Here is a 22,585-nt window from a genome sequence, read left to right as displayed (position 1 = left end):
AGATTGACCGGCCGCCCGCGCGGCCTGAGAAGGCGGGCAACCGCCACAACCGCAGGCCGGCGTTGCAGCGGCGGCCTGACTGGATCGACAGAATGAGTGACGCAATCACGAACGCAGGCGCCAGCGCAGGTGCTGCACCCGCCCCCGAGGCCGTCCCCTACGACGCCACCGCGAAGCAGAAAGCGCAGGCCAAGACCTCGCGCATTCCGATCAAGGTCATCCCGATCGAGAAGCTCAAGAAGCCGGAATGGATCCGCGTGAAGGCGGCCACCGGCAATTCGCGCTTCTACGAAATCAAGAACATCCTGCGCGAGCACAACCTGCATACGGTGTGCGAGGAAGCGAGCTGCCCGAACATCGGCGAATGCTTCGGCAAGGGCACCGCCACGTTCATGATCATGGGCGACAAGTGCACGCGCCGCTGCCCGTTCTGCGACGTGGGCCACGGCCGCCCCGATCCGCTCGACCCGGACGAGCCCGCGAACCTCGCGCGCACCATCGGCGCGCTCAAGCTCAAGTACGTCGTGATCACGAGCGTGGACCGCGACGATCTGCGCGACGGCGGCGCCGGCCACTTCGTGGAGTGCATCCGCCAGGTGCGCGAGCAGTCACCGCAAACGCGCATCGAGATCCTCACGCCCGACTTCCGCGGCCGTCTGGACCGCGCGCTGGAAATTCTCAACGCCGCGCCGCCCGACGTGATGAACCACAACCTCGAAACGGTGCCGCGCCTCTACAAGGAAGCACGCCCGGGTTCGGACTACGCGCACTCGCTCAAGCTGCTCAAGGACTTCAAGGCGCTGCATCCCGATGTCGCGACGAAGTCGGGCCTGATGGTGGGGCTGGGCGAAACCGAGGAAGAGATTCTCCAGGTGATGCGCGACCTGCGCGCGCACAACGTGGACATGCTGACCATCGGCCAGTATCTCCAGCCTTCGGAGCACCACCTGCCGGTGCGCGCGTACGTGCATCCCGACACCTTCAAGATGTACGAGGAAGAGGCCTACAAGATGGGCTTCACGCATGCCGCCGTCGGCGCCATGGTGCGCTCGAGCTATCACGCCGACCTGCAGGCGCACGGCGCAGGCGTGGTCTGACCGAAAGGTGCGGCGTAAGCCGCCCGCAGTCGCACTGAAAGCCGCCGTGACGCTTTCCTGAAGCGTCGAGCCGGACACCGGTTGCCCATGCGGCTCATCCCGCGAAAAGCCCGCTAAATGCGGGCTTTTTTGCGCCTATGCGCGGCGCGTTTGCAGTGCACGATACGAGCTCCGCCTGCCGCGCCCGTCTTTTCCACTTCAACGCGAAAAGCAATGCCCGAGCGGCGTCATTAGCTATCGCGGATAAATTAGAACCGGTTGCCGCCAGACTCCCTATAGTCGGGTTCTCCTTCTTGCCATCGAACATCCTTCGGAGTCTGTACAGATGAAACGCGCCTTTGCCTCGTCGCCGATCAAGCGTTCTTTCGCGCGGCCCCTCGCGGCCTCGCTGGCGTTCGCCGCCGCGCTGGCGTGCGCGTTCGGCGCGAATGCCGCCCATGCCGCGGACAGCGATCGGCACGAAGTCGTGATCGCCTGTCAGGACATGGTGGTGCCCTGGCGCTACGCGCAGGCAACGGGCGAAGTGGAGAAGGCAACCGGCTACAAGGTCACTTACCGCAAGCTCGCGAGCGGCGCCGACGTGATCCGTGCGCTCGCCTCGGGCTCGGTGCAACTGGGCGAGGCGGGATCGAGCCCGATTGCGGCGGGGCTCTCGCAGGGCGTGGATATTTCGCTCTTCTGGATTCTCGACAACATCAACGACGCCGAAGCCCTCGTCGCACGCGACGGCTCGGGCGTGACGAGCGTGGCGGGCCTGAAGGGCAAGACGATCGGCGTGCCCTACGTTTCGACCTCGCACTTCCATACGCTCGTGGCGCTCGAGAACGCGGGCGTCAACCCTGCCGACGTGAAGATCGTGAACCTGCGTCCGCCCGAAGTCGCGGCGGCCTGGCAGCGCGGCGACATCGACGCCACCTACATCTGGGACCCGGTGCTCGCGCAGGTGAAGAAGAGCGGCCACGTGCTGATTACCTCGGGGCAGGTGGCGAGAGCCACGGGCAAGGCGACCTTCGACGGCTTCGTGGTCGATCGGCGCTTTGCCAAAGACAACGCCGACTTCGTCGCGAAGTTCGTGAAGGTGCTGGCCGCCACCGACGCCGACTACGGCGCGCATCGCAGCGCCTGGAGCGCCGCCTCGCCGCAGGTGCAGGCGGTGGCGAAGGAGTCGGGCGCGAATGCGCAGGACGTGCCCGCGAGCCTCGCGCTCTACGCATTCCCGACGCCGGCCGAGCAGTCTTCGAAGACATGGCTGGGCGGCGGCGCCCAGTCGGGCGCGGCGCAGTCGCTGCTCGCCACCGCGACCTTCCTCAAGGCGCAGGGGACGATCCAGAACGTGCTGCCCGATTACTCGGTGGGCGTCGATCCGCAGTACGTTCAGCGCGCGTCCTCGCATTGAACGGGCACACCGGGGCTCATCGCCCGATCCTTGCATGAAGGCCGCACCATGAGCACGCTTGAAATCCGCAACCTGAGCGTCGTCTATGAAGGCGCGACGCGCGGCGCGCCCGCCAATGTCGCGCTCGCCAACGTCGATCTCGACGTGGCGAGCGGCGAGTTCGTCGTGGCGCTGGGTGCGTCGGGCTGCGGCAAGACCACGCTGCTCAACTGCATCGCGGGCTTCATCCAGCCCGCGCAGGGCGAAGTGCGCGTGAACGGCGCGCGCGTGACCGAGCCGGGCGCCGGGCGCGGCGTGGTGTTCCAGAAGCATGCGCTGATGCCGTGGCTCGACGTGCTCGATAACGTCGCGCTCGGGCTGCGCTTTCAGGGTGTGCCGAAGGCGGAGCGCGAGCGCGTGGCGCGCGAGCAGCTCGCGCTGGTGGGGCTCGAACAGCATGCGCGCTCGCGCGTGTATGCGCTCTCGGGCGGCATGCAGCAGCGCGTGGGCCTCGCCCGCGCGCTCGCGAGCGATCCGCAGATGCTGCTGATGGACGAGCCGATGGGCGCGCTCGACGCCATGACGCGCGAGTCGATCCAGGAACTCGTGCTCGACGTCTGGGGCCGCACGCAGAAGACGGTGTTCTTCATCACGCACGACGTGGAGGAGGCGCTTTTTCTCGCCACCCGCGTGGTGGTGATGACGCCGGGGCCGGGCCGTATCGGGCACGAGTACGCGCTGCCGTTCGCGCGGCGCTATCTGCAAACGCGCGATGCGCGGGCGGTGAAGTCTTCGCCGGAATTCATCGAATGGCGCGAGCGGCTGATTCATCTGCTGCATGCGCGCGAGGGCGAGCCGGCCGTGCCGGCTACCTTGCATGGGGTGGCAGCGGGTGCGCAAGCGGCCGTCGCGACCGGGAGGGGAAGGTCATGAGCGTTGCACAGGAACCGTTGCGTGAGGCGGCGCTGAAGGGGCCGCTTGCGCGGGCCGAGAACACGGCGCGCGCGGCGGCGGTGCCCGATGCGCCCGACCTCGCTTCGAGCGCCAGGGTCTGGCGCATGCCCGGCGAAGGGCCGACCGCGGCGCTTTCCACCGCATCGGTCGCGGGGCTGGCCTTGCTCTGGTGGCTCGCCACCCATCTGCACTGGCTGCCGCCGCTCTTTCTGCCGACCCCCGAAGCCGTCTGGCAGGCTTTCGTCGATGCGTGGCACGGGCGCATCCAGGGCGGCCTGCCGCTCTCCGAGCATCTCGCCTGGAGCGCGCTGCGCGTGTTCGGCGCGTTTGCGCTCGCGGCCGCGACCGCGATTCCGGTCGGCATCCTGATGGGGGTGTCGCGCGTCGCGCGCGGGCTGCTCGATCCGCCGCTGGAGTTCTACCGGCCGCTGCCGCCGCTCGCGTACCTGCCGCTCGTCGTGATCTGGTTCGGCATCGACGAGACCGCGAAGATCGTCGTGATCTGGCTTGCCTGCTTCGCGCCCATCGCCATGGCGGCGCGCGCGGGCGCGCGCAGCGCCACGGTCGAGCAGATTCGCGCCGCGAGTTCGCTGGGCGGCAGCTTCTGGCAGATCGTGCGCTTCGTCGTGCTGCCCGCCGCGCTGCCCGAGATCCTCACCGGCTTGCGCATTGCCATCGGCTTCGGCTGGACCACGCTGGTCGCCGCCGAAATGGTCGCCGCCACGGCGGGCCTCGGCCAGATGGTGCTCAATGCGTCGAGCTTCCTGCGCACCGACGTCGTGGTGATGGGCATCGTGCTGATCGGCCTCATCGCCTGGGGCTTCGATCTCGGCATGCGCGTGCTGGAGCGGCGGCTCGTGCCCTGGAAGGGACGCGGCTAAGGCGCGGTTTTCTGGCATTGGCTTGGCGTTTGCCTGATATTTGCCCCCGTAGACCCCGCTCGCAAGCGGCGCTTCCGGCGTCCCCTTTCTCAAGTCCGCGGCCAGCCCGCGGCCTTTGTCATTCCGGAAACCCGGACGCGCGCCGCCGCGCTTTCTGGAAATCCAGATTCCCTCGCCGTTCCCGAACCCGAAAAGCCTTGTAAATCAAGGCTTCCCGCGCACGATGCCGCTGGCATCAACCTTGCAAAAAGGGGCCCACGGCCACCCAGGTCCGACAACTACAGCAAGGAGACAGCCGATGTCCGTTACCCCTTCCCGGTTTCGCTGATTCCCCGTTCTGTCGCGGCCTGCGCCGCGCGGCTGCTGCCCGGATCGTGCATCCGCGCCGCCCGCCTGCGCCCGGCCATCGTCTTACTTTCAGATTCAGGAAAGATCGTGAAGAAACCCTTCCACAAAGTCCTCTACGTCCAGGTGATCGTTGCGATCGTCGTGGGCGTCATCCTCGGCCACTACTCGCCGGCGCTCGCCATCGACATGAAGCCGCTCGGCGACGGCTTCATCAAGCTCATCAAGATGGTGATCGGCCCCATCATCTTCTGCACCGTCGTGACCGGCATCGCCGGCATGGAGGACATGAAGAAGGTGGGCCGCGTGGGCGGCAAGGCGCTGCTCTACTTCGAGATCGTCTCGACCTTCGCGCTGGTGTTCGGCCTGATCGCCACTCACGTGCTGAAACCGGGCGCGGGCTTCAACGTCGACGTGAAGACGCTCGACGCGAAAGCGGTCGCCTCGTTTGCAGAGAAGGCGCACGGCCAGAGCACGGTGGACTTCTTCATGCACATCATCCCGGACACGCTGTTCTCGGCGTTTGCCCAGGGCGAGATCCTGCAGATCCTGCTGGTCGCGATGCTGTTCGGCGCCGTGCTCGCGCAGATCGGCGAGCGCGGGCGGGTGGTGACGGAGTTCATCGAAGGTGTGTCGGGCGTGCTGTTCGGGATCGTCAAGATCATCACGAAGCTCGCCCCCATCGGCGCGTTCGGCGCGATGGCGTTCACCATCGGCAAGTACGGCGTGGGCTCGCTGATTCCCATGCTCAAGCTGATCGGCACGTTCTATCTGACCTCGGTGCTGTTCGTGCTGATCGTGCTCGGTGCGATTGCGCGCTACGTGGGCTTCTCGATCGTGCGTTTCGTTTCGTACATCAAGGAAGAACTGCTGATCGTGCTCGGCACGAGCTCGTCGGAGTCGGCGCTGCCGCAACTCATGCAGAAACTCGAGCGGCTCGGCTGCTCGCGCCCGGTGGTCGGCCTCGTGGTGCCGACCGGCTACTCGTTCAACCTCGACGGCACCAACATCTACATGACGATGGCGGTGCTCTTCATCGCCCAGGCCACCAACACCGACCTCACGCTCGCCCAGCAGCTCACGCTGCTCGCGGTGACGATGCTCACCTCGAAGGGCGCGAGCGGCGTGACGGGCGCGGGCTTCATCACCCTCGCGGCGACGCTCGCCGTGGTGCCCACGATCCCGCTCTCGGGCATGGTGCTGATTCTCGGCATCGACCGCTTCATGAGCGAGTGCCGGGCGCTCACCAACATCGTCGGCAACGGCGTGGCCACGGTGGTCGTGTCCGCCTGGGAGAAGGAGCTCGACCGCGAGAAGCTGCGCGCCGTGCTGGCGGGCGAGGTCGAAGTGAAGGAAGGCGCGGGCGCTTGAGAGGCGGTTAAGAGGCGCTTGAGAGACTGTCAGGAGACTGCCCGTCGCCGCGCGGAATGCCCTGGCGGCCCCGCGCGCAACCCCAGCTTGTTGCGGCTTCCCTCCGCCGCCCGGCAGCGCGTCGTTCCCCTGCGGCGCGCTGCTTTTTTTCTCCGGATGCGGGGCCGATACGGTTTGCGCCATGCGTTGCATCGGCTGCCGGGGTTCGAGCCGAGGCATGCTGCTGCGTGCCGGGCATGTGCCACAATCACCCCATCCCGTTCGATTCACCTTGAAGCCGCTCTCGTGACGCGCCGCCTGCTCATCCTCCTCGTGCTCGCCGCCGGGCTTGCCGCGGTCTGCGCCCTCACGTGGACGCTCGCGTGGAAGAGCGGCATCGACTCGCTGCGCCGCGACGCGGCCGTGCGCGGCGACCGCACCACGGCCGCGCTCAAGAGCACGCTGGAGCGCTACGAATCGCTGCCCTATATCGTGGGCGAGCACCCGCTCGTGCAGGACGTGCTCGCGAACCCGAAGCGCGAGTGGGTGCTGGCGGCCAACCGCTACCTCGAAGACGTCAACCGCCACGCGCGCGCGACCACCACCTACATCATCGGCGCCGACGGCGAATGCATCGCGGCCAGCAACTGGCGCGACCCGGACAGCTTCGTCGGCGTGCAGTACCGTTTCCGGCCTTACTTCATCGATGCGGCGAAAGGCGGCGTCGGCCGCTTCTTCGCCATCGGCACGATCTCGCACGATCCCGGCTACTACCTCTCGCAGCCGGTGCGCCGCGAGGGCAAGATCGTCGGCGTGGTGGTGGTGAAGCTCAATCTCGAATGGTTTCCGGGCACCGATCCCACCGAGCCGCTCCTCGTCACCGACGATCACGGCGTGATCTTTCTGTCGTCGGTGCCGGCCTGGAAGTACCGCACCGTGCGCCCGCTCCCCGCCGACATCCTCGCTTCGATCGACGAGACCCAGCAGTACGCGCGTCAGACCATCGCGCCGTTGCCCGCACATGTCGAGCGCGTGCTGGAGGGCGACGCCGACATTGTGCGCATCGGCCGCGGCCTGCGCGCGCCGCGCTACCTGGAGACGCGCCGCGCGCTGGGCGAGCCGGACTGGCATCTCGTGACGATGTCGCCGGTGGGCCCCGTGGTCGACGCGGCGCGCAGCGTGACGGTCATGACGGGGTTCGGCTACGTCTCGCTGTGCCTGCTCGGCTTCTACTGGCGGCAGCGCCGCGCGCGCGTGAACGAGATGATGAAGAGCCGCGCGATGCTGCAAAAAGCCTATGCGATGCTCAACGAACGCGTGGCCGAGCGCACCGCCGATCTCTCGCAGGCGAACGAACAGTTGCAGCGCGAGGTGCACGAACGCGCGCGCGCCGAAGCCGAGTTGCGCGCCGCGCAGGACGAACTGATCCAGGCGAGCAAGCTCGCCGCGCTCGGCCAGATGGCGGCGGGCATCACGCACGAACTCAACCAGCCGCTCGCGGCGCTGCGCAGCTTCTCGGACAACACGCGCGTGTTTCTGGAGCGCGGCCAGTACGAGGCGGCGCACGAAAATCTGGAGGCGATCGGCTCGCTCACCGAACGCATGGGCAAGATCGTCAACCAGCTCAAGCTCTTCGTGGGGCGGGCGCGGCCGCGCAGCTTGCGCTCGCCGGTGGCGGGCGCCTTGCGCAATGCGCTCGCGCTGCTCGGCAAGCGCCTCGCGGGCGTGAGCGTGACGCTCACGCTCACCGACCGCACGGATGCCGCCGATGCGGCCAGCGTCGCCTTCGATCCGCACCGCGGCCATGCCGAACTGGTGGCGCAATGCGACGACCTGCGGCTCGAACAGGTGCTGATCAACCTGATCGGCAATGCGCTCGACGCCGTCGCGGACGTGCCGTCGCCGCGCATCGCGATCGACATCGAGGTGCAGGCCGCGACGCTCGCGATCGGCGTGCGCGACAACGGCCCGGGCATTCCCGACGACGTCATGCCGCGCCTCTTCGAGCCGTTCTTCACCACGAAGGAGATGGGGCAGGGAATGGGCCTTGGTCTGGCGATTTCGTCGTCGATCGCGCGCGACTGCGGCGGTTCGCTGGCCGCGCAAAACGAACCCGGCGGCGGCGCCCGCTTCGTGCTGACGCTGCGCCGGGCGCAGGTGAGCGCGGCGCGCGTGCCGGCCGCCGATGTCTGAACCGGATGAATCAGGATAGCGAACGAACATGGTGACTCAACACGCCGGCCGGGTGTTCTATATCGAGGACGACGAACTGGTGCGGCGCGCGGGCGTGCAGAGCCTGCAACTGGCCGGCTTCGACGCCACCGGCTTCGCCACGGCCGAAGCCGCGCTGCCCTTGATCGGCGCCGAATTCGCGGGCGTTGTCGTGAGCGACATCCGCTTGCCGGGCGCGAGCGGGCTCGAGTTGCTCGCGCACTGCCACGAACGCGCGCCGGACGTGCCCGTGATCCTCGTCACCGGCCACGGCGACATTTCGATGGCCGTGCAGGCCATGCGCGACGGCGCCTACGACTTCATCGAAAAGCCGTTCGCCGCGGAACGCCTGACCGAAACCGTGCGCCGCGCGCTGGAGCGCCGCATGCTGGTGCTCGAAAACCTTGCGCTGCGCCGCGAGCTGGCGGGGCAGAATCCGCTCGCGCCGCGCATCATCGGCCGCAGCCCGGCCATCGAGCAGGTGCGCCGCCTGATCGCGAACGTGGCGCCGACCGACGCCGCCGTGCTCATCAACGGCGACACGGGCGCGGGCAAGGAACTGATCGCGCGCAGCCTGCACGAGCTTTCGCCGCGCCGCGACCGGCCGTTCGTCGCCGTGAACTGCGGCGCGCTGCCGGAGCCGATGTTCGAATCGGAGATGTTCGGCTTCGAGGCGGGCGCCTTCACGGGCGCGACCAAACGCCGGATCGGCAAGCTCGAACACGCTGCGGGCGGCACGCTCTTTCTCGACGAGATCGAGAGCATGCCGCTCTCGCTCCAGGTGAAGCTCCTGCGCGTGCTGCAGGACGGCGTGCTGGAGCGGCTGGGATCGAACCAGCCGGTGCGCGTGGACCTGCGCGTGGTGGCGGCCGCCAAGGGCGACATGAGCGAGCACGTGGCGGCGGGCACGTTCCGGCGCGACCTGCTGTACCGGCTCAACGTGGTGACCATCGCGCTGCCGCCGCTCGCCGAGCGCCGCGAGGATATCGTGCCGCTCTTCGAGCACTTCCTGCTCGATGCGGCCGTGCGCTACCAGCGCGCCGCGCCGCTCCTCACCGAACGCGACCGCATGCGCCTCGCGCAGCGCGACTGGCCGGGCAACGTGCGCGAGCTGCGCAACGCGGCCGACCGCTACGTGCTGGGGATTCCCGACGATGCCGCCGCGCCCGCGGACGGCAGCGGGGCGGCGCCGCAGCCGCTCAAGGAGCGTGTGGAGCAGTACGAACGCGCGCTGATTGCGGATGCGCTGGCCCAGGCGGGCGGCGCGGTCGCGCAGGCCGCCGAGCAGCTACAGATGGCGAAGGCGACGCTCTACGAAAAGATCCGCCGCTATGGGCTCGTCGTGCGAGCGGATCAGGACGCGCGCGGCTAGGCAAAAAAGCAAAACGGCAGCGCATTGTGGCGCTGCCGTTTTCCGCGGGGTGAAGCGTGGTGATTGAGGCGTGGCGATCAGGTCGCAAGCGCCTTTTGCAGCAGTTGATCGAGTTCGGCGAACTGCGGCTCGCCCACGTAGCGCTTGAGGATCTTGCCGTTGCGATCGACGACGAAGGTGGTGGGCGTGAGCTGCACGTTGCCGAACTCCTTCGCCGCCGAACCGTCGTCCATGGCCACCTTGAACGGCAGCCGGCGCGTTTGCGCGTAGTTCGCCACGTACATGGGCGCGTCGTAGTTCATCGCCACCGCCACGAATTCGAGCCCGTCGCCCTTGAAGCGGTTATAGGTCTGAACCATCTGCGGCATCTCCTGCATGCAGGTGGTGCAGCTCGTCGCCCAGAAGTTGATGAGATAGACCTTGCCCTTCAGGTCCGCAGTCGAGATCTTCTGGCCCGAGAGCAGCGTGAAGGTGGCGTCCGGCACGCGCTGCTGGCTGCCGAAGAAGGCGAAGTAGCCGGCCACGGCCAGCGCAACGACTACGATCGCCGCGGCGATGCGGGGGATCGGGCCCTTGCGGGGCGTTTTCGGGGGAGTTTGGGATGCAGCGGTCATGGGCAGAACCTCGGACGCCAGGCGGCGAATCGCAACCATTCTAGCGCCGAATTTCCCGGTATAGCGTTTGCGGGCCGCTATGTCCGGAACCGGCGGCGGATAATGTCGCGTTCCTTTCACTGTGGCTACCGCGCTTCATGCTCACGACCGCGCTTCGAATGCTTCGTGTTTTGCCGGCCCGCGTGCTTCGTCCCCATTCCGCTCGCGGGGGGATGCCGCGCACGGCCGGCGCTGTGGCGCTGGCGGCGGGGCTGGTGGCCGGGCTGATCGCGGGCTTGTCCGCCTGCTCGCCGGACTACAACTGGCGCACGGTCACGAACAATACGAGCGGCTACAGTGTCGATCTGCCCGCGAAGCCGGGTTCCGACCAGCGCGACGTCAATGTGGACGGCACGTCCATGCGCATGCGCATGCAGACGGTCGAAGTGGACGGCGCGGTGTTCGTGGTCGGCACACTCGACCTGCCGGATGCCCAGCCCGCGACCCAGCGGGCCGCGATTGCCTTCCTGCGCGACGGCCTCGCGCGCAACGTCGGCGCGCCGCCCGAGACGCACGAGGTGGCCGTGCCGCTCGTGGGCGGCGGCTCGGTCGATGGCATCGAGATGCGGCTCACGGGCAACGCGGGATCGTCCGGGGGCAAGACGGAGCCGCGCACGATCCACGCGCGCCTTGTCGCGAAGGGCGCGCACGCTTACCAGGTGGCGATCGTGGGGCGCACGGAGCCGCCCGTCGAGCAGGTCGATCAGTTCTTCCAGTCGTTTCGGCTCTATTGAATATTGAGGGCAGATGTTGAATGCCTTGCACGTCGGGAGACTGCGGGCAGGACTGAAGGTTCCACTCCAGGATTTTGCGCTAATACCCGGATTTGATTGAGGGTTTACGGGTTACCCACAGATGCTGTGGGTAACTTTGTGGAAAAAGCCGGAGAACTGGCCGGGGAAGGCCGCGCTGTGGGCTTTTTGTTAGTTTGCCCGGCTTCCTGGCAGTTTTAAAAATCCAGTTGAATCAATGGCTTGTGTAAGCGCGTCCAGATGGACGCCGGTTGTTCACAATTCCGGCACCCATATGAAGGAATGTGCATAAGTCAAGTCTTGACGTCTCAATTTTGACGCGGTGATGACCTGCGCCGACCCTAACGGTCCGCGAATACGCGTCGATACTGAATGGCTTCCGCAATATGGGCCGCGGCCGGCATGGCCGAGCCGGCGAGGTCGGCGATGGTGCGCGCAACCTTGAGCACGCGATAGTAGGCCCGGGCGGACCAGCCGAAACGTTCGCCCGCTTCGCGCAGCAGTGTTTCGCCCGCGGCGTCGGGGCGGCAGACCGCGTCGGTATCGCGGCCGCTCAATTCACGATTGGTTTTGCCCTGGCGCGCGAGCTGGCGTTCGCGCGCCGCGTGCACGCGGGCGGCGACAGCGGCGCTGTGCTCGCCGGGGGCTTGGGCGCGCGCCGCGAGTTCGGCGGTGGGCAGCGCGGGAATCTCGATCTGGATGTCGATGCGGTCGAGCAGGGGGCCGGAGAGCTTGCGCAGATAGCGCGCGGCGCTTTCGGGCGTACACCGGCAGCGGCCCGACGGATCGCCACGCCAGCCGCACGGACAGGGGTTCATGGCCGCCACGAGCTGGCACGCCGCCGGGAAGTCGGTTTGCCACGCGGCGCGCGAGATGGTGATGGCGCCTGCTTCGAGCGGTTCGCGCAGTGTCTCCAGCACGTGGCGGTCGAATTCCGGAAGCTCGTCGAGGAACAGCACCCCGAGATGCGCGAGCGTGATCTCTCCCGGCTGGGGCGGATTGCGTCCGCCGATCAGCGCCGCCGCGCTCGACGAGTGATGGGGCGCGCGAAACGGCCGCTGCCGCCAGTGCTGCGGCGAGAACCCGGCCGGGCTCGCGGAGAGCAGGGCGGCCGAGGCGAGCGCTTCGTCGTCGGTCATCGGCGGCAGGAGGCCCGGGAGGCGCGCGGCGAGCATCGATTTGCCCGCCCCGGGCGGCCCGACCATCAGGAGGTGATGGCCGCCTGCGGCGGCGACTTCGAGTGCACGCCGTGCGCCGCGCTGGCCGATTACGTCGGCCATGTCCGGCACGGATGTCGTGGCGCCGGCCGCGCCTGCGTCCGGCGGGCCGGCGCGCACGGGCGCAAGCCGTGCCCCTTCTTCGCCGGCCAGGCGGGCGAGGTGCGCGCATAGCGAGCGCAGGTCGGCCGCGCCGAACACATCGACGCCCGGCACGAGCGCCGCTTCGGCGGCGTTTTCCGCCGGCAAGTAGAGCTCGGGCGCGCGAGGGCTCGGCGGGCTCGCATTGCGTTGCCCGCGCGCCGTGCCGCACGCCATGGCGAAGGCGCCGCGCATCGGCCGCACGGCGCCGGTGAGCGAGAGTTCGCCCGCGAACTCGCGCTGGCCGAGCGAATCCACGGGAATCTGCCCGCTGGCGGCGAGGATGCCGAGCGCGATGGGCAGGTCGAATCGTCCGGACTCCTTAGGCAAGTCGGCGGGCGCGAGATTGACGGTGATGCGGCGCACGGGGAAATCGAAGCCGCAGTTCGACAGGGCGGCGCGCACGCGCTCGCGGCTTTCGCGGACTTCGAGATCGGGCAGGCCGACGATGGAAAACGACGGCAGCCCGTTGGCGAGATGAACTTCGACGGTCACTTCCGGCGCGCGGCCAGCAGCCGGCGCGCGGCTGCGCACCACGGCAAGCGACATGGGATTCTCCGAAGGATGGCGCGATGAGGAGCCGGGACTCCCGATGCGCCAGGCTGGTGAGGCTCGCGCCTCTTTACGGTTCCATTGCGGTCAAGCTACGACTCGCTTGCAGCAGGTGCGCGCGGGCAATGATCAGGACGACTGGCCAGTCACGGGCAGCTTCTGTTCCAGTTCGGCTACGCGGCGTTCCAGTTCTTCGAGGCGCTGGCGCGTACGCACGAGCACCTGGGTTTGCGCGTCGAATTCCTCGCGCGTCACGAGTTCCAGCTTCGAAAAGCCTTGCGAGAGCATGGCGCGCACGTTGCGCTCGACGTCGCGCGCGGGCGAATTCTTGAGCAGTTCGCTCACGCGATTTTGCAGATCATTAAATACGTCGTTCGGTTGTTTCATTCGATTCCCCTTCTCTGCACAAAAAATGTGCGTGTTTCGTTTCGTCTGTGCCTCGCACCCCGTCATGAGCGAACTTGGTGCGTCAATGCGGAGCCGGCGGCGCTCATGGGCGCATCTGGTGCGTGCCGCCACGAACTGCACGGCCGCGTTGCCGTGCGCCCGGCGAAAAGTGGCTTGCCACGACGCCTGCGCCCGTTCTGCGGCGATTCCACGCGCGTTCCGCGGTGCTTCGGCGATGCCCCCGGGCCACGGAGCCTGAAGACACTCTAGCAACCTTCCCTACGCCACGCCACCGCGCGCAGGCCACGTTGGCCATCCGGCCAGGCCCCGCAGGCCGGGGCTGGCGGCCCGCGGACCGGCATTGTCCCCGCCTTGCGCGATTCCTGCATCGAAGCGGGCCGGTATCGGCTTCGTGCAGATTGGCACGGGTGTTGCTAATACTGCCCCGCGCACCGAACAGCGGTTGGCTTGCGGTGCGCCGGCTGCACGTGACCCGTCCATCCGGCGCCCGTTGCATATGCGAATAAAGGGATGAAGCAACCACAGCGAGGACTACATGAAGCTCATTACAGCAATCATCAAGCCGTTCAAGCTCGATGAGGCGCGCGAGGCGTTGTCGGCCATTGGCGTCTCGGGGATCACCGTGACCGAGGTGAAGGGGTTTGGTCGCCAGAAGGGCCACACGGAGCTGTACCGCGGCGCGGAGTATGTCGTCGATTTCCTGCCCAAGGTGAAGATCGAGGCCGCCGTGTCCGACGACATCGTGGAGCAGGCCATCGAGGCCATCGAACGCGCAGCCCGCACGGGCAAGATCGGCGACGGGAAGATTTTCGTCACGCCGATCGAACAAGTGATCCGCATCCGCACCGGCGAGACCGGCGCAGACGCCCTGTGATCGCCCAGTGACATTAGAGAGAGACAAGAGGAAACCGAGATGCGCAAACTTTTGATGTCCTTGCTGATGGCCGGCTCGCTGCTGGCTGGCGGCGTCGGCGCCGCGCTGGCGGACGACGCTTCCGCGCCTGCCGCCGCGTCGGCGCCCACCGCCGCGGCGTCCGCTCCCGACGCGTCCGCAGCCGCTCCGGCAACGGCCGCCGCCCCCGCGGCAAGCGCCCCCGCCGATGCGTCGGCCGCCGCCGCACCGGCCGCGCCGACCGCACCGTTCTCCGTCGATGCCTCGAAGATCAACTCCGGCGACACCGCCTGGATGCTGACTTCCACCGCGCTCGTGCTGTTCATGACGATCCCGGGTCTCGCGCTCTTCTACGGCGGCATGGTCCGCAAGAAGAACGTGCTCGCGACGCTCATGCAGAGCTTCGCGATCACCTGCGTCGTCACGGTGGTCTGGACGGTGGTGGGCTACTCGCTCGCGTTCACGCCGGGTAACTCGTTCATCGGCGGCTTCTCGCGCGTGTTCCTCGCCGGCATGAACTACATCCACGGCGACAAGGGCGTGACGCTCACCGTGAGCCACCTCGCGCCGACCATTCCGGAGACCGTGTACTTCGTCTATCAGATGACGTTCGCGATCATCACGCCGGCGCTCATCACGGGTGCGTTCGCCGACCGCATGAAGTTCTCGTCGATGCTCGTGTTCATGACGCTGTGGTCGATCATCGTCTACTCGCCGATCGCGCACATGGTCTGGGAACCGACCGGCTGGCTCGCCGCCGCAGGCATCCTCGACTTCGCAGGCGGTACGGTCGTGCACATCAACGCAGGTATTGCCGGCCTCATGTGCTGTCTCGTGCTCGGCAAGCGCGTGGGCTACGGCCGCGAAGTGATGGCGCCGCACAACCTCACGCTCACGCTGATCGGTGCTGCGATGCTGTGGGTGGGCTGGTTCGGCTTCAATGCGGGTTCGGCAGTCGCGGCTGACGGCCGTGCCGGCTTCGCCATGCTCACGACGCAAGTCGCGACCGCCTGTGCCGCACTCGGCTGGATGTTCGCCGAATGGATCTTCAAGGACAAGCCGTCGGTGCTCGGCATCGCTTCGGGCGCCGTCGCCGGCCTCGTGGCGATCACGCCGGCTTCGGGCTTCGTCGGTGTGGCGGGTGCGATCGTGATCGGTATTGCGGCAGGCGTGATCTGCTTCTGGTCGGCCACGTGGCTCAAGGGCAAGCTCGGCTACGACGACTCGCTCGACTGCTTCGGCGTGCACGGCATCGGCGGCATCGTCGGCGCGATCCTGACCGGCGTGTTCGCGGTCAAGGACCTCAGCGGGCAAGATGCCAGCATCATCCTGCAGTGCAAGGGCGTTCTCACGACGCTCATCTACAGCGGCGTGGTGAGCTTCGTCCTTCTGAAGGTCATCGACATGGTGATGGGCCTGCGCGTCACGGAAGAAGAAGAGCGCGAAGGTCTCGACGTGATCCTGCACGGCGAGCGTGTCGAGTAACCAGTAAGACTCTGGACGCTTCCGGCCGGGACCGGGAGCGTCTCCTACGGGGTAAGCCGTTTTACAGCAGCGCAGCGAGTTGGGCCCGCCTTCATGGCGGGCCCTTTTTCTTCGGGGCGCCGGATGCCGGAGCGAGTGCGGCCAGTGGCCTTCGGGCGGCGAGTCTGGCGGCGCACCCCGGGCGCACCCCGGGGCGCACTTCGGGCGCACCCATTGCGCATGCGGGCTCGCGCGGTCCAGAATGAGACGAGGCGCACGCAGACGGCGAGCGGGGTGGGGGCACCTCGATTGACCCTGCGCAGCGTAAGGGAAAAAGCATCTTGTACCGCGCGGAATCGTCCCCAGATAGACTCCCGCTTTCCCTACAATCGTTGCTTTAGTCCGCGAGTACGACTTTATGGTCCCGCATCTGGTTACGGCGTTGAACGGGCCGCTCCTCGAACTGGAGCAGCGCATCCTCGACGCGACGCCGGCCATCGAACGCTGGTTCCGCCTGGAATGGCAGGAGCACACGCCGCCGTTCTACTGTTCGGTGGACCTGCGCAATGCCGGTTTCAAGCTCGCGCCGGTGGACACCAATCTCTTTCCCGGCGCATTCAACTGCCTGCCGCAGGAAGTGCTGCCGCTCGCCGTGCAGGCCGCCATGGCCGCCATCGAGAAGATCTGCCCCGACGCCAAGAACCTGCTCGTGATTCCCGAGCAGCACACGCGCAACGCGTTCTATCTCGAAAATGTCGCGCGGCTCGCGACGATCATGCGCCAGGCGGGCCTGAACGTGCGCTTCGGCACGCTCGACGAGAACATCGCCGGACCGGTCACGATCCCGCTCGCCGACGGCCAGAAGATCGTGCTGGAGCCGCTCGAGCGCACGGCGCGCCGCGTGGGCCTGAAGAACTTCGACCCGTGCTCGATTCTTCTGAACAACGATCTGTCGGGCGGCATTCCGCCCGTGCTCGAGAACCTGCACGAGCAGTACGTGCTGCCGCCGCTGCACGCGGGCTGGGCGGTGCGCCGCAAGTCCACGCATTTCGCCTGTTATGACGACGTGGCGAAGAAGTTCGCGAAGATGGTGGGCGTGGACCCGTGGATGATCAACCCATACTTCGCGCACGTGGAAGGCGTGGACTTCGAGGCGCGCACGGGCGAGGAAGCGCTTGCCGCGGCCATCGACGCCGTGCTCAAGAAGATTGCGAAGAAGTACCGCGAGTACGGCATCACCGAAAAGCCCTACGTCGTCATCAAGTCCGACGCGGGCACCGACGGGCGCGGCGTGATGATGGTGCACGACGCTTCCGAGGTCGCCGCACTCACGCGGCGCGAACGTGCGAAGATGTCGGCGACGAAGGACGGCCTCGAAGTGCGCGACGTGATCGTGCAGGAAGGCGTGTATACGTTCGAGCGCATCGGCGAAGAAGTGGCCGAGCCTGTGGTGTACATGATCGACCGCTACGTGGTGGGCGGCTTCTACCGCGCGCACGGCAGCCGCGAGCGAGACCAGAACCTGAGCGCGCCGGGCATGCACTTCGTGCCGCTCGGCTTCGAACACACCGCGCTGCCCGACACGCGCGCGAAGCCGGGCGCGGCGCCGCCCAACCGCTTCTACATGTACGGCGTGGTGGCGCGGCTCGGGTTGCTGGCGGCGTCGGTCGAGCTGGAAAAGACCGACCCCGAGGCGATCCAGGTGTAATGGGCCGACCGGATAGAACAGGCAGGCGGGGTGGGCATTGCGCCTGCCTTTTTCACGCAGTCTTCAGATAACGGATAACCCGCGCCCGCGAAGCGGGCGCCGCAGGGACGACATGGACATTCTTTTCATCGCCGATCCGCTCGAGCGGTTCAAGATCTACAAGGACTCGACCTACGCGATGATGGCCGAGGCCGCGCGCCGCGGCCACACGCTCTACGCGTGCGAGCCGCAGCATCTCGCCTGGGTGAACGGCCGGGTGGAGGCGGACGTGCGGCGCTTCGAGATCGTCGGCGATCTGGCGGACCTGCACCGCGAAACGTGGTTCGTCGCGCAGAACGCTGCGCGCGAGCTCACGGGCTTCGATGCGGTCGTGATGCGCAAGGACCCGCCCTTCGACATGGAGTACGTGACCTCGACCTGGCTGCTCGAGATTGCCGAGCGCGCGGGCGCGAAGATCTTCAACCGCCCGCAGTCGATCCGCGATCATTCGGAGAAGCTCGCGATCGGCGAATTCCCGCAGTTCGTGGCGCCCACGCTCGTCACGCGCAGCGCGGCGCGCCTGCGCGCGTTCCACGAAGAGCACCGGGACGTGATCCTCAAGCCGCTCGACGGCATGGGCGGCATGGGCGTGTTCCGCGTGAAGGCGGACGGCATGAACCTCGGCTCGATCATCGAGATGCTGAGCCACGACGGCGCGCGCAGCGTGATGGCGCAGAAGTTCATCCCCGAGATCAAGGACGGCGACAAGCGCATTCTGCTGATCGGCGGCGAGCCGGTGCCGTTTTCGCTCGCGCGCATTCCGCAGGGCAACGAGGTGCGCGGCAACCTGGCCGCCGGCGGCCTTGGCCGCGCCCAGCCGCTCACCGCGCGCGACCTCGAGATCGCGCGGGCGCTCGGGCCGGTGCTCGCGGCGCGCGGCCTGCTGCTGGTGGGGCTCGACGCGATCGGCGACTGGCTCACCGAGGTGAACGTCACCAGCCCGACGTGCTTTCGCGAGATCATGGAGCAGACGGGCTTCGACGTGGCGGCGATGTTCGTCGATGCGCTGGAGCGCGCGGCGGCGGCTTGAATCGGCGCGCTGCGTCTGCATGTAGGGAATTGAAAGACGTAGCAGGGCGAGACAGTGCGGTCGCGGCGCGAGCAAAAGCTCCTCGCCCGCGCGAAAATGACCCTGCTACAATGCCGCGAGCCCGCGTTCCGGGCAGGCCGGCGGGCGCTCGACACGGCGCCCGCACGATGGCTGCGCGGCGTGTGTTCCGACCCTGAAGGCTCGCGGCTGGCCTCGGGATCGGCCCTGCCGGACGCGATCGACGGGATCGGCCCGGGCATCTAACCCGAGCCGTTTTTTGGCAGTCAAGCTGAAATGAAACGATCCCCTGGTTCCCTGCGCCCGCTGCCCCCCGCGGGGACGTCAGTCGTTTTAGGGCGGCCTGGCGAGTACTGATATGGCTGGCATTCTGATCATCGCGCACGCACCGCTCGCCACCGCGCTACGCGACTGCATTGCGCACATCTATGGCGGTTGTCCGGCGCGTGTCGGCGCGCTCGACGTCCTTCCCGACAGCGATCCCACCGAGGTCGTCCGGCAGGCCAACGCGGAAATCGAGCGGCTGCGCGAGGAAAACGGCGCGCTGGTGCTCACCGACATGTTCGGCGCGACGCCCTCGAACATCGCGTCGCGCCTCGCCACGCAGCCCCAGGTGCGGGTACTGGCGGGCGTGAATCTGCCGATGCTGGTGCGCGCCGTCTGCTACCGCACGACGCCGCTCGACACGCTGGTCGAGAAAGCGCTGGCGGGCGCGAGCAAGGGCATCCAGGCGATCGGCCCGGCCGCGCCGCCCCCGTCGACCGAGTGCGCCTGTGCGCCCACGCCGTGCGCCGAAGCCGCCTCGGACCTCGCGGCAGGCAAGCTCAAACCGGCAGGAGTCTAAGCGTTCCGGTCACTGCGAAAGGCCCGACGCCCGAACCCGCCAACCGTCCATGTTTCACTCCAACACATAGATAGCGCCCGGATCGAACCTATGCTGCAACAAGAAACGACCATCGTGAACAAACTCGGCCTGCACGCGCGGGCGTCGGCGAAACTGACCCAGCTGGCCGGCAACTATCAGTCTGAAATCTGGATGAGCCGCAACGGCCGCCGGATCAACGCGAAGAGCATCATGGGCGTGATGATGCTGGCCGCGGGCATAGGCAGTACGGTGGTGATCGAGACGGAAGGCCCGGACGAGGCCGATGCCATGAGCGCGCTCCTGAAGCTCATCGCCGACAAGTTCGGCGAAGGCCAGTGACCGGCGCGCATCGTTGCCGTCGTCATCCGACGCAAGAACGCCGCGGCCCGCCCGCGGCTTTTTTTTTAGCGCGTGCATAAGAGTTCCGCCGTGGCTTGCCGCCGATATTTCCCTCGCATTAAAAGGGCTTAACACGGGTCCGGAATGAAGCACGAGGCGCGCACGGAATTTATAATCGCCGTCGGGGTCTGAGAGAGCGCATTGCAGCGGTTTGCCGCGGCATTACATAACCAGAGGAGGTGCGCGTGCCGTTCACGCTGCATGGAATTCCCGTGTCACGCGGTATTGCCATCGGGCGGGCCTATCTGATCGCCCCGGCCGCACTCGACGTCGACCACTACCTGATCGAGCCCGACAAGATCGAAGCCGAGATCGAGCGCTTTCGCGCGGGCCTCGTCGCGGTCGAACAGGAGCTCGATACGCTGCGCGCCGACCTCGCCGCCGATGCGCCCACCGAGATGGGCGCTTTCATCGGCGTGCACCTGATGATCCTCAAGGACGTGATGCTCGTCCAGGAGACCATCGACCTCATCCGCACCCGGCGCTTCAACGTGGAATGGGCGCTCACCGAGCAGCTCGAACGCCTCACGCGCCACTTCGACGATGTCGAGGACGAATACCTGCGCGAGCGCAAGGCCGACATCGAGCAGGTGGTGGAGCGCGTGCTCAAGGCGCTGGCGGGCGCGTCGCCCGCGGCGCTGCACGGCGGCTGCGACGAGATGATCGTGGTGGCGCACGACATTGCGCCCGCCGACATGCTGCAGTTCAAGACCCAGACCTTCCAGGGTTTCGTCACCGATCTGGGCGGACGTACCTCGCACACGGCCATCGTCGCGCGCAGCCTCGGCATTCCGGCGGCGGTGGGCGTGCAGCAGGCGAGCGCGCTGATCCGTCAGGACGACCTCATCATCGTCGATGGCGATCATGGCGTCGTGATCGTCGATCCCGCGCCGATCGTGCTGGAGGAGTACACGTATCGGCAGAGCGAGATGGCGCTCGAGCGGCGCAAGCTCCAGCGCCTGAAGTTCTCGCCCACGCAAACGCTGTGCGGCGCGAAGATCCAGCTCTACGCGAACATCGAGCTGCCCGAGGACGCCCAGGCCGCGCTCGACGCGGGCGCGACCGGCGTGGGGCTCTTTCGCACCGAGTTCCTGTTCATGAATCACAAGGACCAGTTGCCGGAGGAGGAAGAGCAGTTCTTCGCCTACCGCCGCGCGGCCGAGCTGATGAACGGGCTGCCGGTGACGATCCGCACGATCGACGTGGGCGCGGACAAGCCGCTCGACGCAATGACCGCGGCGGATGGCTACGAGACGGCGGCGAACCCGGCGCTCGGCCTGCGCGCGATCCGCTGGAGCCTGTCCGAGCCGCAGATGTTCCTCACGCAGTTGCGTGCGATCCTGCGCGCTTCGGCGTTCGGCACGGTGAAGATCCTGATTCCGATGCTCGCGCATGCGCAGCAGATCGACCAGACGCTCGACTTGATCCGCGAAGCGAAGCGCCAGCTCGACGACGCAGGCCTCGCCTACGATCCGAACGTGCAGGTGGGCGCGATGATCGAGATTCCCGCGGCGGCGCTTTCGCTGCCGATGTTCCTGCGGCGTCTCGACTTCCTCTCCATCGGCACGAACGACCTGATCCAGTACACGCTCGCGATCGACCGCGCGGACAACGCCGTGGCCGATCTCTACGACCCGCTGCATCCGGCCGTGCTGCAACTGATCTCGCACACGCTGCGCGAGGCGAAGCGCGCGGGCGTGCCGGTTTCGGTCTGCGGCGAGATGGCGGGCGACCCGGCGCTCACGCGGCTCTTGCTGGGCATGGGGCTCACCGAATTCTCCATGCACCCGAGCCAGTTGCTGGTGGTGAAGCAGGAGATCCTGCGCTCGCAACTGAAGACGCTGGAGAAGCCGGTGGCCGACGTGCTGGCCGCCTACGAGCCCGAGGAACTGCAGGCGGCGCTCAGGCGCGTGAGCGACGCCTGAGGTTTCGCGTTTCGCGGCTCATCAAGCAAAACGCCCCGGCATGCCGGGGCGTTGCCGTCAGGGTCGCGGGTGGCGCTCGCCGCACACCGGACAATCCGGCTGCCGTGCGATGCGCATGGTGTTCCATTCCATGCGCAGCGAGTCGAGCATCATGAGCCGGCCCACGAGCGTCTCGCCGATGCCGCCGATCACGCGCAGCGCCTCGGCCGCCTGCATCGCGCCGATGATGCCCACCGTGGGCGCGAACACGCCCATCGTCGAGCACGCCACTTCCTCGAACGGCTGGTCTTCGGGGAACACGCACGCGTAACAGGGCGAGGCGGGATCGCGCAGGTCGAAGGTGCTGATCTGGCCGTCGAAGCGCAGCGCCGCGCCGGAGACGAGCGGCACGCCGTGCCGCACGCAGGCGCGGTTGATGGCGTGGCGGGTCGCGAAGTTGTCGGTGCAGTCGAGCACGACGCCGGCGCCCGGCACGTGCGCATCGAGCCACGCGTCGTCGATGCGGGCCTCCACCGCGTTCACCTTTACCTCGGGGTTCAGGCGGGCAATCGCCTCGCGGCCCGACTCCACCTTTGCGCGGCCCACCGAAGCCGTCTCGTGCATGATCTGCCGCTGCAGGTTGGTGAGGTCGACCGTGTCGTTATCGACGAGCGTGAGCGTGCCCACGCCCGCGGCCGCCAGATACATCGCCGCCGGGGAGCCCAGGCCGCCGGCGCCCACCACGATCGCATGGGCGTCGAGAAAGCGCTGCTGCGCCTCGATGCCGATTTCGTCGACGAGGATGTGGCGGGAATAGCGGAGGAGTTGATCGTCGTTCATCGCGAAGCGCGGGGGAAGCGCAGAGTAGGGCGCGGCGACAAACCGGAACCGGGGGAGCGCGCGCTGTGAATGCGGAATCGTTATTGTAGTCGCGCGAAGGGTTTTGCCGCCGGGGCCC

20 protein-coding genes are annotated in these 22,585 nt (G+C 67.4%); 16 read left to right on the top strand and 4 right to left on the bottom strand.

What is annotated here, in order from left to right; translation table 11 throughout:
- Positions 1 to 92: 92 nt before the first annotated feature.
- The 7 genes from lipA (at position 93) to BFE01S_RS24240 (ending at position 9,585) form a co-directional block, all read left to right on the top strand.
- A complete protein-coding gene (gene lipA, locus BFE01S_RS24270; protein WP_028227741.1) occupies positions 93 to 1,097 on the top strand; it encodes a lipoyl synthase in 1,005 nt (334 codons plus the stop codon).
- 325 nt (positions 1,098 to 1,422) lie between these two features.
- A complete protein-coding gene (tauA, locus tag BFE01S_RS24265) occupies positions 1,423 to 2,493 on the top strand; it encodes a taurine ABC transporter substrate-binding protein (protein WP_084170122.1) in 1,071 nt (356 codons plus the stop codon).
- A 48-nt stretch (positions 2,494 to 2,541) separates the two neighbouring features.
- Entirely contained in the window at positions 2,542 to 3,405 is an 864-nt protein-coding gene (locus BFE01S_RS39925; protein ID WP_042338390.1) for a taurine ABC transporter ATP-binding protein, read from the top strand.
- The gene (locus BFE01S_RS24255) at positions 3,402 to 4,307 is read left to right on the top strand and encodes an ABC transporter permease subunit (RefSeq protein ID WP_028227739.1); all 906 of its coding nucleotides are present in this window, start codon (positions 3,402 to 3,404) and stop codon (positions 4,305 to 4,307) included. The genes BFE01S_RS39925 and BFE01S_RS24255 overlap by 4 nt, the downstream gene beginning before the upstream one ends.
- A gap of 432 nt (positions 4,308 to 4,739) precedes the next feature.
- A complete protein-coding gene (locus BFE01S_RS24250) occupies positions 4,740 to 6,023 on the top strand; it encodes a dicarboxylate/amino acid:cation symporter (RefSeq protein ID WP_174464466.1) in 1,284 nt (427 codons plus the stop codon).
- 174 nt (positions 6,024 to 6,197) lie between these two features.
- Entirely contained in the window at positions 6,198 to 8,195 is a 1,998-nt protein-coding gene (locus BFE01S_RS39920; RefSeq protein ID WP_407668243.1) for a sensor histidine kinase, read from the top strand.
- 28 nt (positions 8,196 to 8,223) lie between these two features.
- Positions 8,224 to 9,585, top strand: coding sequence for a sigma-54-dependent transcriptional regulator (locus BFE01S_RS24240; RefSeq protein ID WP_028227737.1), 1,362 nt, complete (start codon positions 8,224 to 8,226; stop codon positions 9,583 to 9,585).
- A gap of 77 nt (positions 9,586 to 9,662) precedes the next feature.
- Here BFE01S_RS24240 and BFE01S_RS24235 read toward each other — a convergent pair whose 3' ends face one another.
- The gene (locus BFE01S_RS24235) at positions 9,663 to 10,199 is read right to left on the bottom strand and encodes a TlpA disulfide reductase family protein (protein WP_028227736.1); all 537 of its coding nucleotides are present in this window, start codon (positions 10,197 to 10,199) and stop codon (positions 9,663 to 9,665) included.
- Positions 10,200 to 10,411: 212 nt separating this feature from the next.
- Here BFE01S_RS24235 and BFE01S_RS24230 point away from each other — a divergent pair, with 212 nt between their 5' ends.
- Positions 10,412 to 10,972: a hypothetical protein gene (locus BFE01S_RS24230; protein ID WP_245621177.1), complete on the top strand. Its 561-nt coding sequence runs from the start codon at positions 10,412 to 10,414 to the stop codon at positions 10,970 to 10,972.
- Between the two features lie 359 nt (positions 10,973 to 11,331).
- Here BFE01S_RS24230 and BFE01S_RS24225 read toward each other — a convergent pair whose 3' ends face one another.
- Together BFE01S_RS24225 and BFE01S_RS24220 are read right to left on the bottom strand one after the other, a co-directional pair.
- On the bottom strand, positions 11,332 to 12,897 hold the full coding sequence (locus tag BFE01S_RS24225; RefSeq protein WP_028227734.1) for a YifB family Mg chelatase-like AAA ATPase: 1,566 nt from the start codon (positions 12,895 to 12,897) through the stop codon (positions 11,332 to 11,334).
- A 132-nt stretch (positions 12,898 to 13,029) separates the two neighbouring features.
- Positions 13,030 to 13,287 carry an accessory factor UbiK family protein gene (locus BFE01S_RS24220; protein WP_028227733.1) on the bottom strand — a complete coding sequence of 86 codons (258 nt, stop codon included), beginning with the start codon at positions 13,285 to 13,287 and terminating at the stop codon, positions 13,030 to 13,032.
- Positions 13,288 to 13,843: 556 nt separating this feature from the next.
- On the opposite strand from BFE01S_RS24220, the gene BFE01S_RS24215 reads away from it, so the two are divergent.
- From BFE01S_RS24215 to ptsP, 8 genes are all read left to right on the top strand, one after another.
- The gene (locus BFE01S_RS24215; protein ID WP_027795982.1) at positions 13,844 to 14,182 is read left to right on the top strand and encodes a P-II family nitrogen regulator; all 339 of its coding nucleotides are present in this window, start codon (positions 13,844 to 13,846) and stop codon (positions 14,180 to 14,182) included.
- Between the two features lie 39 nt (positions 14,183 to 14,221).
- Entirely contained in the window at positions 14,222 to 15,685 is a 1,464-nt protein-coding gene (locus tag BFE01S_RS24210; protein ID WP_028227732.1) for an ammonium transporter, read from the top strand.
- A gap of 397 nt (positions 15,686 to 16,082) precedes the next feature.
- Positions 16,083 to 17,372, top strand: a complete 1,290-nt coding sequence (gene gshA / locus BFE01S_RS24205; protein ID WP_028227731.1) for a glutamate--cysteine ligase — start codon at positions 16,083 to 16,085, stop codon at positions 17,370 to 17,372.
- 112 nt (positions 17,373 to 17,484) lie between these two features.
- Complete coding sequence (gene gshB / locus BFE01S_RS24200) at positions 17,485 to 18,441, top strand: glutathione synthase (protein ID WP_028227730.1); 957 nt, start codon at positions 17,485 to 17,487, stop codon at positions 18,439 to 18,441.
- A gap of 96 nt (positions 18,442 to 18,537) precedes the next feature.
- Positions 18,538 to 18,705: a hypothetical protein gene (locus BFE01S_RS24195; RefSeq protein ID WP_156967137.1), complete on the top strand. Its 168-nt coding sequence runs from the start codon at positions 18,538 to 18,540 to the stop codon at positions 18,703 to 18,705.
- Positions 18,706 to 18,817: 112 nt separating this feature from the next.
- Complete coding sequence (locus BFE01S_RS24190) at positions 18,818 to 19,303, top strand: PTS sugar transporter subunit IIA (protein ID WP_028227728.1); 486 nt, start codon at positions 18,818 to 18,820, stop codon at positions 19,301 to 19,303.
- Between the two features lie 90 nt (positions 19,304 to 19,393).
- Positions 19,394 to 19,663 carry an HPr family phosphocarrier protein gene (locus BFE01S_RS24185; RefSeq protein ID WP_028227727.1) on the top strand — a complete coding sequence of 90 codons (270 nt, stop codon included), beginning with the start codon at positions 19,394 to 19,396 and terminating at the stop codon, positions 19,661 to 19,663.
- A gap of 245 nt (positions 19,664 to 19,908) precedes the next feature.
- Entirely contained in the window at positions 19,909 to 21,648 is a 1,740-nt protein-coding gene (gene ptsP / locus BFE01S_RS24180; protein ID WP_028227726.1) for a phosphoenolpyruvate--protein phosphotransferase, read from the top strand.
- 57 nt (positions 21,649 to 21,705) lie between these two features.
- Here ptsP and BFE01S_RS24175 read toward each other — a convergent pair whose 3' ends face one another.
- Positions 21,706 to 22,467: a HesA/MoeB/ThiF family protein gene (locus BFE01S_RS24175; RefSeq protein ID WP_028227725.1), complete on the bottom strand. Its 762-nt coding sequence runs from the start codon at positions 22,465 to 22,467 to the stop codon at positions 21,706 to 21,708.
- Positions 22,468 to 22,585 lie beyond the last annotated feature (118 nt).

This window comes from Paraburkholderia ferrariae NBRC 106233 (assembly GCF_000685035.1).
Lineage (GTDB): Bacteria > Pseudomonadota > Gammaproteobacteria > Burkholderiales > Burkholderiaceae > Paraburkholderia > Paraburkholderia ferrariae.
The sequence above is the reverse complement of the archived record's forward strand: the minus strand, read 5'-3'. Positions and strand labels throughout refer to the sequence as shown.

Excerpts from the sequence above, each read along its gene's own strand:
- BFE01S_RS24185 (WP_028227727.1), top strand. The coding sequence starts at position 19,394 with ATGCTGCAACAAGAAACGACCATCGTGAACAAACTCGGCCTGCACGCG.
- BFE01S_RS24190 (WP_028227728.1), top strand. The coding sequence starts at position 18,818 with ATGGCTGGCATTCTGATCATCGCGCACGCACCGCTCGCCACCGCGCTA.
- gshB (WP_028227730.1), top strand. The coding sequence starts at position 17,485 with ATGGACATTCTTTTCATCGCCGATCCGCTCGAGCGGTTCAAGATCTAC.
- BFE01S_RS24220 (WP_028227733.1), bottom strand. The coding sequence starts at position 13,287 with ATGAAACAACCGAACGACGTATTTAATGATCTGCAAAATCGCGTGAGC.
- tauA (WP_084170122.1), top strand. The coding sequence starts at position 1,423 with ATGAAACGCGCCTTTGCCTCGTCGCCGATCAAGCGTTCTTTCGCGCGG.
- gshA (WP_028227731.1), top strand. The coding sequence starts at position 16,083 with ATGGTCCCGCATCTGGTTACGGCGTTGAACGGGCCGCTCCTCGAACTG.
- BFE01S_RS24195 (WP_156967137.1), top strand. The coding sequence starts at position 18,538 with ATGACCCTGCTACAATGCCGCGAGCCCGCGTTCCGGGCAGGCCGGCGG.
- BFE01S_RS24215 (WP_027795982.1), top strand. The coding sequence starts at position 13,844 with ATGAAGCTCATTACAGCAATCATCAAGCCGTTCAAGCTCGATGAGGCG.
- BFE01S_RS24255 (WP_028227739.1), top strand. The coding sequence starts at position 3,402 with ATGAGCGTTGCACAGGAACCGTTGCGTGAGGCGGCGCTGAAGGGGCCG.
- BFE01S_RS24230 (WP_245621177.1), top strand. The coding sequence starts at position 10,412 with ATGCCGCGCACGGCCGGCGCTGTGGCGCTGGCGGCGGGGCTGGTGGCC.
- BFE01S_RS24210 (WP_028227732.1), top strand. The coding sequence starts at position 14,222 with ATGCGCAAACTTTTGATGTCCTTGCTGATGGCCGGCTCGCTGCTGGCT.
- BFE01S_RS24175 (WP_028227725.1), bottom strand. The coding sequence starts at position 22,467 with ATGAACGACGATCAACTCCTCCGCTATTCCCGCCACATCCTCGTCGAC.
- lipA (WP_028227741.1), top strand. The coding sequence starts at position 93 with ATGAGTGACGCAATCACGAACGCAGGCGCCAGCGCAGGTGCTGCACCC.
- BFE01S_RS24235 (WP_028227736.1), bottom strand. The coding sequence starts at position 10,199 with ATGACCGCTGCATCCCAAACTCCCCCGAAAACGCCCCGCAAGGGCCCG.
- BFE01S_RS24225 (WP_028227734.1), bottom strand. The coding sequence starts at position 12,897 with ATGTCGCTTGCCGTGGTGCGCAGCCGCGCGCCGGCTGCTGGCCGCGCG.
- BFE01S_RS24240 (WP_028227737.1), top strand. The coding sequence starts at position 8,224 with ATGGTGACTCAACACGCCGGCCGGGTGTTCTATATCGAGGACGACGAA.
- BFE01S_RS39925 (WP_042338390.1), top strand. The coding sequence starts at position 2,542 with ATGAGCACGCTTGAAATCCGCAACCTGAGCGTCGTCTATGAAGGCGCG.